Consider the following 16,889-nt stretch of genomic DNA (forward strand, 5'->3'; position numbering starts at 1 on the left):
CACTCATTGGAGGTTATTATTATGATACAAACACTCGTATATGGACCATCACTTCAAGCTACCGGCGCATTTGACGGCGGCAAAATTACGGAACAGAAGCCAATCGGTTTCTCCGGAGAAGGCTCAGTCGTGAAACGTGTAAGCCCATTGTTCTACTGGGCATGGGCTCATTCGAAACAAGGGGGCTATATCCCGCTTCATCCTCACCAAGCGTTCGAGATCATGACCTATGTTGTAGCCGGCCAAGCGGAACACGGCGATACGCTCGGCACCAAGAGCACGATCGGTCCCGGCGGCGTGCAGCTGATGCAAACCGGCTCAGGCGTCAGCCATGAAGAACGTTTTGTCGGGCCGGACATGGAGGGCTTCCAAATCTGGTTCGAGCCATCCATCCAAGAAGCCATTAAACGTCCGCCTACGTACAACCAATACGAACATGAGGACTTCCCTATTGCCGAAGGCGATGGATATACCAAGAAAACGGTCATGGGTGAAGGGTCGCCAATCTCCATCGCAGCAGATGCGCACATGTGGGATGTTGAGCTTGCACCCGGCGCGCAGTATTCCCATCCGATCGCAGGCGGACGGACCTTGACTGCTCTGGCCATTCGCGGTGATGGCTCATGGACGTATACTTCGGACGAAGCGAAGGATACTTCGTTTAAACATAAGGATTTTATCTTAACCCGAGCTGACGAAGCACAAGATGCGGTCATTACGGCAACCGGCGACACGCCGCTGCGGCTCATTCTGATTGATGTCCCCAGCCATGTAGACTACCCGCTCTATCCTAAACGATAAGATGCTTAAATCAAAAGGGGATCAAAGCGCCATCGGAGCTCTGATCCCCTTCATCTATTTAATGCGCTGCCGCCGGACGTTCCTTCGCTTTGTCCGCTTCACCCGCATTACGAGTTGCCGCTTCGCGATCCTCCAGCATTTCTTCAATGGATTTGGTTTTGAGACGGGCCGCGCCTTTATAATCTTGGCGTGTCGGAATGAGATTGCCTGCAGCGAGGCGCTCCTTCGCTTGCTCGATAGAAGCGCTATATTGCGGCAGCCATTTCTCCTGCGCGACAAGCATTTCATCGACCATTTGCCAGATTTCCTTCGGATTACATACAGCACCTACAAGCGGATCCATCATCATCGCTTGGCGAAGCAGCTTATCGTCTCCATGAACAGCCGCTTCCACCGCGAGTCGTTGCACGGAAATGCTCACGTTGCACACGGCCGCGCAGCCAAGAGGCAGGTCGCCGACGACAGGCATATTGATGCCATTCGCATCGACATAACCCGGCGCTTCAATAATGGCATCGTTCGGCAGGTTCGCGATCACGCCGTTGTTCACGACATTGAAGTGTCCGCGGTATAACCGGCCCGTCTCCAAGCCTTCAATAATGTAGGAACCGTGCTCCTCCGAACGTTTCTCCGGGCTGTATACGTAAGGATCGCCTTTCATCCAGTTCGGGAAGTCGGTCTCGAACCAGTTCCGCCCTTCCGTACATACTCGCAAGTAACCGCCTGTTTCCCCATTGATCCACACGCCCATATCGATCCAATCCTGAATCTCATCCGCGCGTTTGCGGTACCAAGGCACATACTCGCTGAGATGCCCGTTCGATTCCGTAGAGTAGTAGCCGAATCTGCGCAGCATATCGATGCGCACCTTCTCCGTCTTCTGATACTCCGGATGGTTCTCGAATGCCTCAAGCACATCGCCTGTCTTATCTGCACCGTTATGCTTAACGGATATATACCAAGTCTGATGATTAATGCCTGCGCAAATAATATCGACTTCTTGCTTCTTCAGCCCAAACGCAGTCGCAATTTGATGATGGCCGCCTTGAACGCCGTGGCAAAGTCCGATTGTGTTCACGCCGCCGTATTTGTTGCATGCCCATGTCAGCATCGCCATCGGATTCGCATAGTTCAGCAGCAGCACATCCGGTCTGGCTACCTCGCGGATATCTTTGCAGATGTCCAGCATCGCGGCAATCCCGCGCTGGCCATACATAATTCCGCCTGCGCAGAGCGTATCGCCAACACATTGGTCTACGCCATATTTTAGCGGAATGTCGACATCATGCTGGAAAGCCTCTAGGCCGCCGATCCGGACGACGGTAAGCACGTATTTGGCATCCTTTAACGCTTCGCGGCGGTCGGTCGTCGAATGGATTTGGATATGAAGCCCGTTCTCGATAATGTCTCGTTGGCATAGTTGCGTCACCATGTCCAAATTGTGCGCATTAATGTCCGTAAACGCAAGCTCGATGTCACGAAATTCAGGCACTGCAAGCAAGTCACGCAGCAGTCCCCTCGTAAATCCGATACTGCCCGCTCCGATAAAAGCAACTTTAAAAGACATGCTAAGCCCTCCTGAGGTTGATGGAATAGGATACACATTCATTACCCTCATTCTAGCAGGAGCCCGAAGAATGCGTTTCCACAAATCCAACCGGATTGCGCCAAGCATGTCAACTATTGCAACTGCTTATCGAAGCCTTGCATCGTTTCGATGGATTTGCGATATGCGGCAGGAGACATTCCGGTCACTTTCTTAAACAGCATGCTGAAATATTGCCGGCTGTTCAAGCCGATATAATCGGCGATATCGATGATCGGTACATCGGAGCGCGCGAGCAGCATCTTGGCTTTCTCCACGCGCAGCTCGGCCAGATACTCCGTGATCGTCACATGCATATTCGCTTTGAAAATTCGCTGCAAATACACCGGATGCAAGCTTACCGCTGCAGCAACATCCTTCGCCTGAATATCGCAATCATAATGCTGATGGATATATTCCGTTGCCTTCCGCACATAGCGGTGATGCTGCCCTTGGGCAGCATCCTTCGCTTCTTCTGCCGCAAGCCGCGCGACACGAACGAGCAGCTGCGCAAGCAGCAAATGTGTCATGCTGCGGCGCTGCGCACCGCCGGTATCCATTTCCATGACGATACTCTTGAGCGTATGATGAACCTCATTGGGATCGCGAAGCACGATCGTGCTAACCTTGCGGTCCAGCAATTGGACAAGCGCCTCATGACCTTGGGCCAGCTGCTTCATAGAGGGATAAATCCCGTCGCAATCCGTAAATATAAACTCCACATTGAGCATCCGGCACGGACTTTCTTTCGGTACGATAAGCTTATGCGATACGCGGGCATCCAATAAAATCAGATCTCCTTTGCGCATCTGAAACACGTCACTCATCGTCTCCACCGTACACGTTCCGGAAATCACGTACATAAATTCAATGGCGTCGTGAGCATGAAAGTCCATATCGTAATCGAGCCATTGCTTATAATAGTAAGCAACGATATTCGGGCGGAAATCTCCGCCTTCTCTCAAGTAGGGATCATATAAACTGTAAGATCGCATGCAAGCATCCGCCTCCATTATCAGCGTATCGGGGTAAACTTACAGACTACGGGACTACGGACAGATTCCGCTTATCCTTCAAGCGAGCCGCGCTTAAAGGACTTCTGCAGCAGAACGATCAAGAAACTGAGTAGGACGCCGACGATAACTCCGATCGCTAGGTCGTGTGTCACGACAACCGAAACCACGGTAACCACCATGACAATCGTTTCGCTGGCAGGGACCGAACGCATTTTGAATACCGATTTCCAGTCGAAAATCGCGATACACACCATCAGCATAATGCCAATTAGGGCGGCCATCGGGATAAGCGCGAGCAGATCGCCAAGCAAGACAACAAGCAGTAAGAGGAATACTGCTGCAACGAGCACCGAAAGTCGGTTTCGGCCGCCCATTTTCACGTTAAGCACAGACTCCGCAACAAGCGCGCAGCCTGCCATTCCGCCGAAGAATCCGGCGATGAAATTCGCGATTCCCTGACCGCGCATTTCTCGGTTCTTGTCCGTCTTCTCGCCTGTCATCTCGTCCAGCAGGTTTTGCGTCAGCATCGTTTCGGTGAAACCGACGACGGCCAGGGACAGCGAGTACGGCAATATAATGAAGAACGTTTCCCACGTCAACGGAATATCCGGCAGCAGGAAGGATGGCAGCGAAGCATCGATCGCGGCAATATCCCCGATCCGGGTGACGTCGCTGATGCCAAGCGCCCATACCAGCACCGTCAGCAAAGCCACTGCCACGAGCGGCGAAGGTACGGCTTTGAAGTAACGCGGAAGGATATAAATGATGAGGAGCGCTGCCGCGATCAACACGTACATCATGAACGACGCGTCTGTCAAATAGCGCAGCTGCGATAGGAAAATCAGTATCGCGAGCGCGTTTACGAATCCCGTCAACACGGGCTGCGGCACGAAGCGCATCACTTTTCCAAGTTTGAAGACACCCATTAAATATTGGATAACCCCTGTTAATACGGTCGCTGCGAACAAATATGCAATGCCATGCTCCTTCACCAGCGTCAGCATCAGGACGGACATGGAGCCGGCAGCCGCCGAAATCATGCCGGGCCTGCCGCCCAAGAACGTAATGACAAGCAAAATGCATATGGTCGCGTAAATCCCAACTTGAGGCGGCACTCCGGCCATAAACGAAAACGCCAAAGAGTCCGGTATTAAAGCAAGTGTCGCCGTCATGCCGGCAAGCACATTCAGTCTGACATCCGATGTCCATTGGTCACGCCAAGATCCTTTCACGAACCGTTCACCTCTAACTATGATATAGATGCCGAAATTCCGGTATTCTATCGGTTAGCATAACCCCCGATTCCTCAGACGGTCAACGTTCTTTTTTGGTAGCTGCCAAAATAAAAAAGTCCGCAAGCCGGCACCTTTCGAAGAAAGGCGCAGCTTACGGACGAAGTCGGAATTAACGAATCCGATATTCGTCAAAATAACGCGGGAGAATCGTCGTCGAAGCGCCGGGCTGCTGCGGAAGCGTGTAGAAACCATCCACTACAGTAGCAGGCTCTTCGAAAATATGGCGAATCCACGGGATGTACTCCAGCATAATCGCATTAGAAGTGGAAGCGACCAAATGCTGATGGATTTGGCCCATATCGCCGACATGCGGGCATATTGGCAAATCGTACGCCGCCGCAAGGCCGGCAACCTGCAGCCATTCCGTAACGCCGGCTACACGTGTCACGTCTACCTGCACGTATTCAACCGCGCCTTGGTGAATGTAGTCACGGAACGCATATTTATTGTAGACATGTTCGCCGAGCGCAATCGGCACATTCAATTCATCCGCCAATTTGCGGTGGCCGGCCACATCATCCGGATTGAGCGGCTCTTCCAGCCACATGAGATCAAATTGCTCCAGCTTCTTGCCCCAAGTCATAGCCGTCGTTATATTCCACTGCTGATTCACGTCGATCATCAAGCCGATATCATCGCCAATGGCTTTGCGTACCGCTTGCACACGATCAAAATCCTCGCGCGGATCCGGTTTCCCGACCTTCATCTTCACGGCCGTAAACCCTTGATCGACAATGCCCGCAATATCAGAGAGCAGACGTTCCTTGCTCCAGTTCAGCCAGCCGCCATTCGTATTGTAGGCTTTGATTTTCTCCGGCTTATGTCCGCCGAGATACTTCCAGAGCGGCAAATTCGCCGCCTTGGATACGATATCCCAGAGCGCGATATCAACGGCTGCGAGCGCCATATGGGTAATGCCGGCCCGACCGATCCAGTGCATCGGTCCAAACCGAAGCTCGTCCCAGATTTGTTTGATCATCGTCGGATCCTTGCCAATCAGCACAGGTGCATAGTAACGATCGATCGTATCCGCAATCATCTCGTCGCCTTTCGCAGTCGTACCGGTATAACCATACCCCGTAATGCCTTCATCCGTTTGAATCTTGATTCCCGTTACGCCCCAATGAGTCGCTACGTTGATCGCATCGGTAATCGGCGGTGTGATCGGTACATGAAGGATAAAGCTTTGCGCGCTAACAATTTTCATCGGGTTGTCCTCCGGTTATATGGGATTATTAGTTTCTCGTTCGCTTAGAATGTGCTTGCCTTGTGCGTATCCGGACACCAGCGTGCCGCGCGATATTGGGAAATCAGTACATCAACTGCCTTGTCCGTTCGAATGGCGGTCAACGCTTCGAAAGCATAGGCACGTGTATAGCGGTCCGAGCTCAGCAGCCCGGTTTGCAGGCCGGTTACTACGAGGTCCGGATCACCGAGCTTCCCGATGCGAAGCAAGGATAACGCTGCCGTATAACCGATTTTGTTCTTGATATAATCCTGGTTGTGTACATAATAGTCGCCGTTGCCTGCAGTTTCATTCTCCGAATGCTCCTGCTCGACCGCTTCCTCCATGACGCGAACGAGAGCAGGTATTGCAAGCTCAATCGCCCCGCCAATCATCCCGAGCGATTCGACAGCGTTGCGGCGAACCCATTCACTGGCATCGGCGAGCGCGGCTATTAAGGCCGGTACCGCAGGCTCGGCCTGTATGCCAGCCATGCCGAGTACGAAAGCGGCAAGGGCTCTGCTATTCTCCTCTGCATGCTGAAGAACATCGATGAGACTCGGCACCGCCGCGGCACCTGCCGCTTGAAGGCCATAGGCTGCACGCTGTGCAGTTAATTTGGATCCTTCCTTCAGCGTGGTGAGCAGCACCTGCATCCCGGCCGATCCGATATGACCCAGCGCATATACGGCGTTCAAAGCCACATCTTCGACTGTATCGGAAATCAGCGCTGCAAGCTTCGATGCTGCAGCTGACGCCGCTTCGCCCATTAGCCCCAGCTCGTCGGCAGCGCGTCCGCGGCGAATGGCGTCTTCGCTCGCCAGCTCTTCAATCAGAGCCTGTACCTCATCTTCGTTACCGGTAATGACAGGCTTAAAGCTCTTCTCCCCTCTGAGCCAGTTCCATGCGTCATGCCATAAATTCAGATGCGCTGACGGCGCTTCAACCGGAAACGCCGGCGTACCGTTCGTATGATTCCAGCTTGGCGACTGCGGAGCCTGCAAGCGTACAAATTGAAACTTCAACATGTAACGATCGAGATTCGAAGTATTGAGCGATGCTTTATGCCAGATATCAAAATGGACCAATGCGATCGTCCCCGCTTTTCCGGTAGGCAATATGACGGCTTCATTGGGGAATTTCTCGTTGTATTGGGAGCCGGGCATAATAGCGGTCGGTCCCATTTCTTCGGTAATGTCCTGCGTGTAGTAGAACATCATGACCCACCAAGGACGATGGCTGCGCATCGAGGACCAGTAGCCGTCCTTGTGCCACTGCCCTCCGCCCGGCGCTTGATTTCCCGGCTGATTGTAATGCATATGGCGGTGAGGATGCATATAATAGTCAGGTCCGAGTACGCTTGTCAGTGCTCCTTTTACAGTCGGAGTATCAAAGAATCGCTGGATATCAGGCACGCGCGGCAAAATATTATTGCCCGGATTGCCTTCATTTTGCAGCACGTAGTCGATTTGTTTCATTACATTCTGATGCAGCGCCGACGGTAATTCATTGTGTAAAACCACGAATCCATTGGTTATAAATGAGATTATCTGCTCGTCGCTTAGCAAATTCATTTCATTGTGCACGGTGATGCAGCTCCTTCATTCGTAAGTTATTGTGTTATATTTAATGTAAACGAGAAGAAGAGTTTTGTATTTAGCATACAGTCATCCAGTTGCACAATAGTCAGGTATATTTGAGTCCAATCATCCCGTATACAATAAAGGAGGTACCCTACCAGCCATGGATTTCAGCAAGTTCCATCCTTATGTCTATTACGCGACCAAATATGCCTTCTATCGCGGACAGACCAGCAATAACCGATACGTCTATTCGAGCTCCATCTATATCGTGACGGAAGGGAAAGGCATCTTCGGTTTGCGCGGGAAGCAATACGAAGCACTTCCGGGCATGATGGTTTACATGGAAGCCGGGCAGCCTCACGATTGGATTGCGGACGCCACGGACCCGCTCGTTCATGTGTGCTGCTATTTCGATTGGCACTATGTAGACAGAACCGAAGTGTTTAAAGATCACGCCGCGCCGCTATGCTATGACTTTGCACAGCTGCGAACCGAACTGGTGGGCGAGGCGTTCCCTTACCCGCTTCCGGAAATCTCCTCGATTAGCGCATCCCTGCTCAATTGGACTGACCTGCTGCAGAGGAGCTTTATTTCGAGCGAGCACACGACAGAGCGAACCTTCCTGCGGAGCATGGCAGCTCAGAGCCATTTTGCCGTATTCATCAATCATTTCCTAACCTACTCGCTGCAAGAGAAACATATCCCGGACCCGCGGATCGGCAAACTGCTCGCACGCATTGAGGTGGATTTAATCAATGGCCATGCGATCGATTTAGAGAACTACTCGGAGTCGCTTGGCGTAAGCCGGGGTTACTTCTTCGAGCTGTTCAAGAAAACAACCGGTTTATCGCCGATTCAGTACATCAATCAATTCCGCATTAACAGAGCAAGGGAAGATCTGAGCTCTTCCAATTTGAGCGTTATGCAGATCGCGGACAAATACCATTTCAATTCCGTTCACTACTTCTCCAGAATGTTCAGCAAATATGTCGGCGTGTCGCCTCAGACCTACCGAGAATCCGAAGCCTCAAGCAAAATCCTGCTTTAAAACAAATAGCCTGGCAGTGTATGCACTGCCAGGCCTCAGAGTGTAGAGAAACCCACTTTTTCTTAATGACGGGTTTCTTTTTTCATTTATGATGGTTCAGTTCCATCGCTTCTATTGGAGGCTGCCCGAGAATGTCGCTCCCGAAGTCTAAAGGTTGCCAGTGCGCCTAATCTCCCTTTATCTGCGTCTCACAATTGTAACGGTTGCCAGAGAGGCTATTTCGTAATTAAAGTAGGGTTTCCGCTTATATAAGGACAAATAAGGTTTCTGGCAACCGTTAGAACGCATCCCTTCTTCCTTAGCAAGGGATTCTATCTAACAATCCGGTCCAGACTATTGTAGACGCGGGCAAGTAAGCAAGTAGTACAACAATACTTAACCGCTGTGTACATCCGATCTGCGGAAATACCAGGCAATAAAGAGAAGCGGAACGAAGAAGGCAATCAGCATCGTCGTCACACCGAGTGAAACATTGTTATAATCAGGTGCTGCATGGGTAACCAGATTCAGCGGCACACTCCACGGATAATACATAATGAATCTGGACTGCATAATGGTGAGCTCCGATACGACGGCAAAGACGCCAAGACCCATCGCCGGAATATAACTGCGCCACAATAGGGCTACCGCAGCAGCAATCGGCAGTAAAGCGTACTCCAGGACGAAGAGCAAGCCATATTTCCCGATTGCTTCGCCAATGACAGCCAAGGTCGGCATTTCGCTAGTAAACAAGAAGCCTGTACCAAAGGTAAGCAGGAACGATAGCAGGATAACCGAAAACAGTACCGGAATGGCGATGATAAACTTGGCAGTCAGCACCTGGTTACGCGAATGCGGCCCCGTCAATAGGTTGTTTACGGTACGCTCTTGGAACTCCCTTGCGAATAAGTAACCGCCCAATAAAGCAAATAAGGCCGGACACATCAGCATCGTCAAAATAAACAAGTTATTCTCGAACAAATTCCCCCACTCGAAGGCCCCCGAATTGTTCAGTTGTATGAAGAATCCGAGTGCTCCCGGGAGCAGCGCGCCAAGCAGAACCAACCAAAGCATGCGGGAATTACGCCACTTGAGCCATTCACAGGCAATGAGATTAAGCACGGGCCGCACCTCCTTCCACAAGTCGCACAAAGTAGTCTTCGAGCGAATCCTTCATTGCGGAAAGACTGTTTACAAGAATGCCTTCCTTCACGAGCAGTCGGTTCATCTCGCCCGGCACCAGCCCGTCATCGTAAACACGGAGCCAGCCGTTCTCATCCAGTCGGCAATCACGAATGCCCATCTCCGACACTAACAGCTCCATTGATTTCTCCTGTTGATCCACTTGCAGACTAATATAGTGGCGGTTACGCTCCTTAAGAGCATCCATAGTCGACTCCTCCAACATGACGCCGCGATGGATGATGCCGACTTTCGTCGCCAGCTGCTCCACTTCACTCAGAATATGGCTGGAAACGAGAATCGTAATTTTCCGTTTCTGCGCGAGCTCTTGAATCAGCAGCCGAATTTCTTTAATCCCCATAGGATCAAGGCCATTGGTCGGTTCATCCAGAATAAGCATCTCCGGACTGTGAAGAATCGCTCGGGCAATGCCCAGACGCTGCTTCATACCGAGGGAGAAGTCGGCCGCCCTGCGGTTTCTGGCCTCCCATAAACCTGTCGTATGGAGCGCATCCTCCACCGCATCTTGACCGCGAACCCCCATCATTTTGCGATGAATATCCAGGTTCTGGATTGCCGTTAAATTCGGATAAAAGCCGGGATATTCAATAACGGAGCCCACTTTGCGCAGCACGGCATTACGGCCTTTCCCAATGCGTTCCCCAAGCAGCTCGACAGATCCCGCCGTCGGCTGAATGAGTCCCATCATCATACGGATAGCCGTCGTTTTGCCAGCCCCGTTCTGTCCGAGAAAGCCGTAGATATCTCCGGGCATTAACGTCATATCAATGCCGTTCACGGCTTTAACTCCTTTATAATGTTTGCAAAGTCCGCGGACCTGCAGGATTGGCTGATTCATTTCCTTGATACACTCCTTTTGTCTATTAAGCGATGTCCTTGCGCCGGAAAGCCGCACAGCCCAGTCCGAGCAAGAGGATGAAATAAATGACGGTATAACCGATAAAAGCGGCACTTGGCACATTAATGGCGGAGAAAGGACCGAGCGATTGAATCATATCCGTGGTCACCGGTAGATTCAGCCCACTGAACAGCTCATAGGTAATCCGCCGCAGCATCGCATTGGAAGGCATCAGCATGGAGATAAACAACGACAGCTGGCTGGCCGTTTGGTTAGCGCCTGTACCTTGGATCGCATACAAATTCTCGGCGAAGCCGCTGAACAAGCTTAAGCCATACAGCATCGCGCAGGCTACCCCATTGCCAAGCATCGGTAAATAAATCGAGCCGAGCAACGTAACGGCAAGCAGCAGCTGCGGCGCCCATACGAAGTACAGCAGTGCTTTCAAGGCAGAAGGCACATCGAGCGGATAGTCCAGCCAATAATGAACCGGAAGCAATATCGCCAGAAACAAGAGGATGCTGTAAATCAAGAGCCAGCCGGCGATGCCCGCATATCTGCCGAGATATACTTTCCATCTCGGTATGGGACGTGCTAAGACGGCCAGCATTAATCCGCTTTCCACTTCCCCCGATATGACCCCCATCGTCGAAAACAAGACGAGGAACGCAATAATCATCTGGGAGAAAATCAGTCCAAGCGTAAGAAACGACAAGCCATTCATCAAAGCCTGTGCCGGAACGAGTTCCCCTTGCGTATGCGATGCAATCTGGGATAATCCGTAGCAGAACAACCCGACAAACAACACGGTAAGCACCATGCTTACGATCCATATTTTCTTGCGAAACAGCTCCTTGCCTGCATAAGAGATCCACATCATACAGGAGCACCTCCTTCACCGGTGCCGCTGCTGCCGCGATTCTCTCCGGACATCGCGAGGAACCAGTCCTCCAGCTTCTCTTGAACAGGCCGCACTTCATAGACGGTTACGCCTTCTTCCATCAACAGTCGGTTCATGAAACCAATCTGTTCATGGCCCCTTGCAGTCACTTGAAGAACAGCGCCGCCATCACTCTCTTGCTTCGCGATGAGGAAGGACATCCCAGGCAGCAGCTGACCCTCAAGCGCCTGCTGCAGCTCAGGCAGCCAGCCGGAAACGGTAATTCTCCAGCTTAGGCCGCTTCTCAAGAGATCCCGCATTGGCCCGACCGCACGCAGCTTACCATGATGAAGAAACGCAACTTCATCGCATACGGCTTCGACATCCTCAAGCAAATGCGTATTCAGGAACACGGTCTTTCCTTCCGAACGAAGCCGTTCCAGCAGCAAGCGAACCTCATAACGTCCGATCGGATCAAGCGCTGACGAAGGTTCATCCAAAATAATGAATTCCGGATCCATCAGCAGCGCGCAAGCAATTCCGAGCCGCTGCTGCATCCCCTTGGAATAGTGACGAACGCGATTCAAGCCGCGTTCATTAAGCCCGCATATGCGAAGCACTTCCTTAATGCGTGCCGTAAAATCGGCTGACTTCGAATCGGAGCGGGCTATGCCGCATAATCCGGCATGATAACGCAGCACTTCCTCCCCTGTTAACCACTCCTGGAAACGAAACAGCTCAGGCAAATACCCAACCTTGCGCCGCGACTCCGGATGGCCGATCGGCATGCCGAAGAGGGTTCCACTGCCGGAATCCGGACGAAGCAAGCCGACAACCATCTTAACAAAAGTGCTCTTGCCCGCTCCGTTAGGTCCGAGCAGACCGAATATTTGTCCCCGCTCTATTTCCAGGGAAATATCGGTACAGCCCGCACCGGATGCATAAGTCTTAGTCAGCCCTCTCGTTTGCAATATGCTCATTTCATAATTCCTCTTGCTTCATTCAGAAGGGCTTCTTCCGTTGGATAGGACTGCATCGATCCGCTCAACTGATACACCCACTCATTCTGCAGCCAGATGATAGAACGTCCGTTGACCGATGCCGTAACAATTGCCTCATTGCCATCGACTTTTGTCGTATGGATATTGTCTGTGGAGGTCGAAGGAATCGGAAGCGTCGTGCGCCAATCCCCGATACCGGCGAGCTTAGCGCGCATGTCTTCCGGAATGACGGGCAAATCAAGCACGGCCTGGCGAATTTGCTCCACATCGATGTCATCGGACACTTCGAGGGATGGTGCCGGCATTTGAATCAGCTGTTTTGCCGTCTGCCCCTCCTGAGTTACTTGCTTCGTCATAAATGTACCCGGCATCTTGAGCACGATTGGCGAATTCTCGACGGAATCCGGGAATTTGGTTTTCCCGCCAAACATGGCAAGCAATTTGTTAATTTCCTTTGGATGCAGATTGAAGGTAACCTGCTGCTCCGGCATATATTTCATCACCTTATCCCCTTCACCGGGGAGCTGTTTCAGCGCATGACTGCCTGCCAATTCGGCTGCTTCCGCCTCATCAACCTGGCGCTGCTGACCGCCGCCTTGCTGCTGGATATCACCGTATCGATTCAAATCCAGTTCACGCGAGCCGCCCGTTCCATCCTGCAGCGCTCTCTGGAAAGCATTCAAATCGGATTGGCTGATCTCAATGGTTTCAAAGTGCTGGACGCGGAATGTGCCGAGCATAGCCGCCATCACGCCCTGTCCCCAAGACGTGAACAGCAGCATGCTCGCGAGCACCGCGGCTGTTGCACCGGAAAGCCATCTTTTCTTCTGCCAAAACGGCTTCTTCTTACGTGTTCCTTCATTAATAGCAGCGATTCGCAGCGATGCCTGCGGCTGTTGCTGTTCTGACAAGGCAAGCTCTTCAACCGGCTGCTGCCCGCTTGGCTGTTGCTCCGCTTGCGATTGCTGCGGCTTCGCATCCTGCATCCAAACCGCAGGTACCTCTTCCTCCTTCACCGCATCAAACAATCGTTCAAGCGCATTCTCGATGTCAGCATCGCTAATGCTAAGCTCTTGCGCATCTGCATGATTCAATGGTTTATGTTTCATTGCTCCATAACCTCCTCGGCACTCATATTCTTCTTAAACCGACTGGCCGCCCGCATGAGCAGCGTCCCGACAATCTTGGGGTTCACCTGCAGGGCCTCCGCGATTTCAGCATGCGTGTAGCCTTTTTCTTTGAGCAGCAGTGCCTGTCGGTCCCGCTCGGACAACTTGTTCAGTACATTTCGAACGACATCCCGTTCCCAATTCTGAATGACTGCCGCATCATTGGACGGATGGACCTGTTCTTCCGTTAACGCTTCGTTCATCTGTTTCTCCGTCAGATTCTGTTGTCTGCCGGACTTGCGGTAATGATCATATACGATACGGGTTAACACCCGGTGCAGCCATGCTCCTGTACGATCAAGATCTTCGGGTGGATTACGGTAAAGCCGCAGGAACACTTCCTGGGTTAAATCCTCTGCTGCTGCGCGATCTCCGATGAGAGAAATAATCTTGCGCAGCACGGCGGGATAATGTTCCCGGAACAACGCTTGAAACCGTTCCGGCCTATTCTGGTTTACCATGTATTCGCCTCCTTCATCTGTTAAGACGACGCATTTAGCCCAAATATAGCACACCCCATAAAAAAAGCTAACGATCCCCGTATAGTGCCTTAATACACAATAAAAAAACAGCCGACAGAGTGACCTCTGTCGGCTGTTTTTCGATCATATGATCATAAACCATTAACCTTCAACTAGTGTTTTGTAAGCATCCAGTTGTTTTTGGATTTCGTCTTTCACTTTGTCATAACCGGCAGCTTTCAGTTTATCGCGAAGCGCGTTAACCGCAGCAGCAGGGTCGCCTGCTTTACCGAACAGAATCGCCGGAAGCTGCTCGCCGATTACTTGGGAGATTGCAGTCATTTCAGGATCTACGCTTGCTTTGTCGAATACGAATTTGCCGTAAGGGAATGGTTTCTTGATGGCATCGTATTTAGCATACACATCGCCAATACCGCTCCAGTCCGTGTCGGAAGGAATTTCGAATTTGTCGACGCGGCCGCCCCAGAAGTCTGTGTAGAAGCCGTCTTTTGCTTCATCGTAAGCAGCAGGACGGAAACGCTTGCCGTCTTTGATTTCATACTGTACGCCTTCAAGACCGTAGTTGATCAGTTGGTACACTTCTTTGTCTTGACGGATCAGCTCATACGCCATCAGAGCGCGTTCCGGATGTTTGCTGTGCGCGCCTACAGACGTACCGCCATGCGTAATCGGCATGGAGATCAGGTTGCCGCGAGTATCGGAGTAGGAGAACATTTGCAGCTCGGAGCCCGGTTGTTGTTTATCCATTTCAACGCGAAGGCCTTTGTACGTTTGCGTATGGTGGGAATCTGCGCCGGTGAGACCTGCTTTAAGTGCAGCACGAGTATCTCCTTTATAGTTCAGCACATCCTCACGCCAGAAGCCTTTGTCTGCCCATTCCTTCATCAAGCCGGCAAATTTAATGAAATCATCGTTGAAGATCGGGCTGTCTACCGTATAACGATCATCGTAAGATTTCGCATAGTATACGTTCGCATAACCAGTGGAAATCGGCAATTCAATGTTATCTGTGTATGTGGTAGCAAAGCCGTTATAGAACGTGCTTGTGCCGCCGTTTACATCATAAGGGACAACGCCTTCTTTTTTGTCTTTCACGCCTTGGAAGTACTTGCCAAGCCCTTCGAAATCTTTAATCGGCTCGGTAATGCCAAACTCTTTCGCCCAGTCGCCGCGGTAGTACACGCCGTGGTTAACCCATTGCGTGTAGTGATTCTCCGGAATCAGGACGATATCATCCTTGAATTTGCTTTGCTCCCAATCCTCTTGCGGAATTTCAGCAAACGTTTGCGGCGCATATTGCTCCAGCAAATCGTTCAGCGGCAAGAAAGCACCGCGCTGCGCATTGCCCCAAGTATCGAGCCAGTCTGTACCGATCGTGATCAGGTCAATCGGTTCGCCGGAAGCGAGCAGCAAGTTGTACTTCGTTTGCCAGTCCGCCCACTCCACCCATTTGAACTCAAGCTTCGCGTTGATTTTTTCTTTCATAATGGCATTTACTTTCTCCATTACGGCTTCGAGCTGGCCATTCTTTGGTTTATCGCCCAGCACGACATAAGAAATGGTTTCGAATTCGCTCGTATCGATTTTGCTTACATCCGCACTGTTATTACCGGACGTATTGCTCGAGGAATCCCCTGATGTGTTGCCGGAAGTGTCCCCTGTGTTACCCGTGTTCTTGTTGTTGTTGTTGTTACTTCCGCAAGCCGCGATACTGAAAACCAGGATGAGCATAAGTACGATGGTGGATACCCGCTTCAAGTTTCCCATTCTTTGTAGCCTCCCTTTTTAGATACATCGCTTTGTTCCGCCCTTAAGATGTGGAAGCGCTTTCGAGCGGCTATGGCAAGAGGATCGGCAAGCTTCCCCTAATACCCGTTACCCTTTTACTGCACCAACCGTAATCCCTTGAATGAAATAACGCTGTACGAACGGGTAGAACATAATAACCGGCCCCGTCGCAACAACCGCGGTTGCCATCTTCATCGATTCCAGCGGCATATCCCGCAGCGGAACGTTCGATGATGCGGATGAGTTTCGAATAAAATCGGCGCTTGTGATGACGTTATAGAGGAACAGCTGCAGCGGACGATACTTCATATCCGGTGACAGAAACAGCATCGCGTTATACCACTCATTCCAGTAGCCCAGTGCGATAAACAAGCCAATCGTAGCCAGCGCCGGTGTAGTCATCGGCAGAATGAGTCGCATGAAGATGGTGAAATCGCCTGCTCCATCGATCTTCGCGGATTCGGTAATGGCATGCGGGATCGATTTCGTGAAGCTCTTCATCATAATGATGAGGAACGGGCTCATTAATCCCGGCAGCAGCACCGCAAGGTAATTGTCGCCCAAGCTTAAGTATTGTTTGATCAGCAGATAGAAAGGAACAAGTCCGCCGGAGAACAACGTTGTGAAATAGATGAAGAACGAAATGGAGTTCCGCTGCTCAAAGTCCGGCCGCTGAAGCGCGTAGCCTGTCATGGCAACCAAGAACAATCCTGCAATCGTGCCCACTATCGTAAGTCCGATCGTCACCGCGTAAGATCCGATAATTAAATCCGGATTCTCGAAGACGATTTTGTAAGCAAACGTACTGAAATCCCGCGGCCAAATATTAAAGCCATGTTTCGCAATGGAGGCTTCTTTCGTAAACGAAGTTCCCAGTACGACCAGAAACGGGACCAAGCAGCAGAGCGCGAACAAGCCGATGAATACATATCCGAAGCCTCGAACCATTAAGGACGTCCCATCCGTCCGAATGCGCTTTTGGACCACTTCCATGCG

The 16,889-nt window shown here is 51.4% G+C and carries 15 protein-coding genes; 2 read left to right on the forward strand and 13 right to left on the reverse strand.

The window, feature by feature from the left end; genetic code table 11:
- Positions 1-24 precede the first annotated feature (24 nt).
- The gene (locus tag BM412_RS29795) at positions 25-801 is read left to right on the forward strand and encodes a pirin family protein (RefSeq protein ID WP_091225456.1); all 777 of its coding nucleotides are present in this window, start codon (positions 25-27) and stop codon (positions 799-801) included.
- Between the two features lie 58 nt (positions 802-859).
- Here BM412_RS29795 and BM412_RS29800 read toward each other — a convergent pair whose 3' ends face one another.
- The 5 genes from BM412_RS29800 to BM412_RS29820 all read right to left on the reverse strand — a co-directional run bounded on the left by BM412_RS29800 (position 860) and on the right by BM412_RS29820 (position 7,400).
- On the reverse strand, positions 860-2,368 hold the full coding sequence (locus tag BM412_RS29800; RefSeq protein ID WP_091225353.1) for an alpha-glucosidase/alpha-galactosidase: 1,509 nt from the start codon (positions 2,366-2,368) through the stop codon (positions 860-862).
- Positions 2,369-2,481: 113 nt separating this feature from the next.
- Complete coding sequence (locus tag BM412_RS29805; RefSeq protein WP_091225354.1) at positions 2,482-3,381, reverse strand: AraC family transcriptional regulator; 900 nt, start codon at positions 3,379-3,381, stop codon at positions 2,482-2,484.
- Positions 3,382-3,452: 71 nt separating this feature from the next.
- Positions 3,453-4,634: a SulP family inorganic anion transporter gene (locus BM412_RS29810; RefSeq protein ID WP_256256667.1), complete on the reverse strand. Its 1,182-nt coding sequence runs from the start codon at positions 4,632-4,634 to the stop codon at positions 3,453-3,455.
- Positions 4,635-4,806: 172 nt separating this feature from the next.
- On the reverse strand, positions 4,807-5,904 hold the full coding sequence (locus BM412_RS29815; RefSeq protein ID WP_091225355.1) for a mandelate racemase/muconate lactonizing enzyme family protein: 1,098 nt from the start codon (positions 5,902-5,904) through the stop codon (positions 4,807-4,809).
- Positions 5,905-5,948: 44 nt separating this feature from the next.
- On the reverse strand, positions 5,949-7,400 hold the full coding sequence (locus BM412_RS29820; protein ID WP_256256668.1) for a HEAT repeat domain-containing protein: 1,452 nt from the start codon (positions 7,398-7,400) through the stop codon (positions 5,949-5,951).
- A 265-nt stretch (positions 7,401-7,665) separates the two neighbouring features.
- Between BM412_RS29820 and BM412_RS29825 the strand changes: the two genes are divergently transcribed.
- Positions 7,666-8,553 (forward strand): AraC family transcriptional regulator, encoded by an 888-nt coding sequence (locus BM412_RS29825; protein WP_091225356.1) that lies wholly within the window; start codon positions 7,666-7,668, stop codon positions 8,551-8,553.
- A gap of 375 nt (positions 8,554-8,928) precedes the next feature.
- On the opposite strand, the gene BM412_RS29830 is transcribed toward BM412_RS29825, so the two are convergent.
- The 8 genes from BM412_RS29830 to BM412_RS29865 form a co-directional block, all read right to left on the reverse strand.
- Positions 8,929-9,654 carry an ABC transporter permease gene (locus tag BM412_RS29830; RefSeq protein ID WP_091225357.1) on the reverse strand — a complete coding sequence of 242 codons (726 nt, stop codon included), beginning with the start codon at positions 9,652-9,654 and terminating at the stop codon, positions 8,929-8,931.
- Positions 9,647-10,573, reverse strand: a complete 927-nt coding sequence (locus BM412_RS29835; protein WP_091225358.1) for an ABC transporter ATP-binding protein — start codon at positions 10,571-10,573, stop codon at positions 9,647-9,649. Before BM412_RS29835 ends, BM412_RS29830 begins: the two co-directional genes overlap by 8 nt.
- Positions 10,574-10,598: 25 nt before the next feature.
- Complete coding sequence (locus BM412_RS29840) at positions 10,599-11,453, reverse strand: ABC transporter permease (RefSeq protein WP_091225359.1); 855 nt, start codon at positions 11,451-11,453, stop codon at positions 10,599-10,601.
- Positions 11,450-12,433 carry an ABC transporter ATP-binding protein gene (locus BM412_RS29845; protein WP_091225360.1) on the reverse strand — a complete coding sequence of 328 codons (984 nt, stop codon included), beginning with the start codon at positions 12,431-12,433 and terminating at the stop codon, positions 11,450-11,452. Before BM412_RS29845 ends, BM412_RS29840 begins: the two co-directional genes overlap by 4 nt.
- Positions 12,430-13,563, reverse strand: a complete 1,134-nt coding sequence (locus BM412_RS29850) for a hypothetical protein (protein WP_091225361.1) — start codon at positions 13,561-13,563, stop codon at positions 12,430-12,432. Before BM412_RS29850 ends, BM412_RS29845 begins: the two co-directional genes overlap by 4 nt.
- Positions 13,560-14,084, reverse strand: a complete 525-nt coding sequence (locus tag BM412_RS29855) for a sigma-70 family RNA polymerase sigma factor (protein ID WP_091225362.1) — start codon at positions 14,082-14,084, stop codon at positions 13,560-13,562. The genes BM412_RS29850 and BM412_RS29855 overlap by 4 nt, the downstream gene beginning before the upstream one ends.
- A gap of 162 nt (positions 14,085-14,246) precedes the next feature.
- Entirely contained in the window at positions 14,247-15,872 is a 1,626-nt protein-coding gene (locus tag BM412_RS29860) for an ABC transporter substrate-binding protein (RefSeq protein WP_091225363.1), read from the reverse strand.
- Positions 15,873-15,980: 108 nt separating this feature from the next.
- Positions 15,981-16,886, reverse strand: a complete 906-nt coding sequence (locus tag BM412_RS29865) for a carbohydrate ABC transporter permease (RefSeq protein WP_091225364.1) — start codon at positions 16,884-16,886, stop codon at positions 15,981-15,983.
- Positions 16,887-16,889 lie beyond the last annotated feature (3 nt).

The organism is Paenibacillus sp. BC26 (genome assembly GCF_900116125.1).
Classification (GTDB): domain Bacteria; phylum Bacillota; class Bacilli; order Paenibacillales; family Paenibacillaceae; genus Paenibacillus_Z; species Paenibacillus_Z lignilyticus.

Bases quoted from the DNA above. Each gene is read 5' to 3' on its own strand.
- BM412_RS29800 (WP_091225353.1), bottom strand. From the start codon at position 2,368: ATGTCTTTTAAAGTTGCTTTTATCGGAGCGGGCAGTATCGGATTTACG.
- BM412_RS29805 (WP_091225354.1), bottom strand. From the start codon at position 3,381: ATGCGATCTTACAGTTTATATGATCCCTACTTGAGAGAAGGCGGAGAT.
- BM412_RS29815 (WP_091225355.1), bottom strand. From the start codon at position 5,904: ATGAAAATTGTTAGCGCGCAAAGCTTTATCCTTCATGTACCGATCACA.
- BM412_RS29820 (WP_256256668.1), bottom strand. From the start codon at position 7,400: ATGAAACAAATCGACTACGTGCTGCAAAATGAAGGCAATCCGGGCAAT.
- BM412_RS29825 (WP_091225356.1), top strand. From the start codon at position 7,666: ATGGATTTCAGCAAGTTCCATCCTTATGTCTATTACGCGACCAAATAT.
- BM412_RS29835 (WP_091225358.1), bottom strand. From the start codon at position 10,573: ATGAATCAGCCAATCCTGCAGGTCCGCGGACTTTGCAAACATTATAAA.
- BM412_RS29840 (WP_091225359.1), bottom strand. From the start codon at position 11,453: ATGATGTGGATCTCTTATGCAGGCAAGGAGCTGTTTCGCAAGAAAATA.
- BM412_RS29845 (WP_091225360.1), bottom strand. From the start codon at position 12,433: ATGAGCATATTGCAAACGAGAGGGCTGACTAAGACTTATGCATCCGGT.
- BM412_RS29850 (WP_091225361.1), bottom strand. From the start codon at position 13,563: ATGAAACATAAACCATTGAATCATGCAGATGCGCAAGAGCTTAGCATT.
- BM412_RS29855 (WP_091225362.1), bottom strand. From the start codon at position 14,084: ATGGTAAACCAGAATAGGCCGGAACGGTTTCAAGCGTTGTTCCGGGAA.
- BM412_RS29860 (WP_091225363.1), bottom strand. From the start codon at position 15,872: ATGGGAAACTTGAAGCGGGTATCCACCATCGTACTTATGCTCATCCTG.
- BM412_RS29865 (WP_091225364.1), bottom strand. From the start codon at position 16,886: ATGGAAGTGGTCCAAAAGCGCATTCGGACGGATGGGACGTCCTTAATG.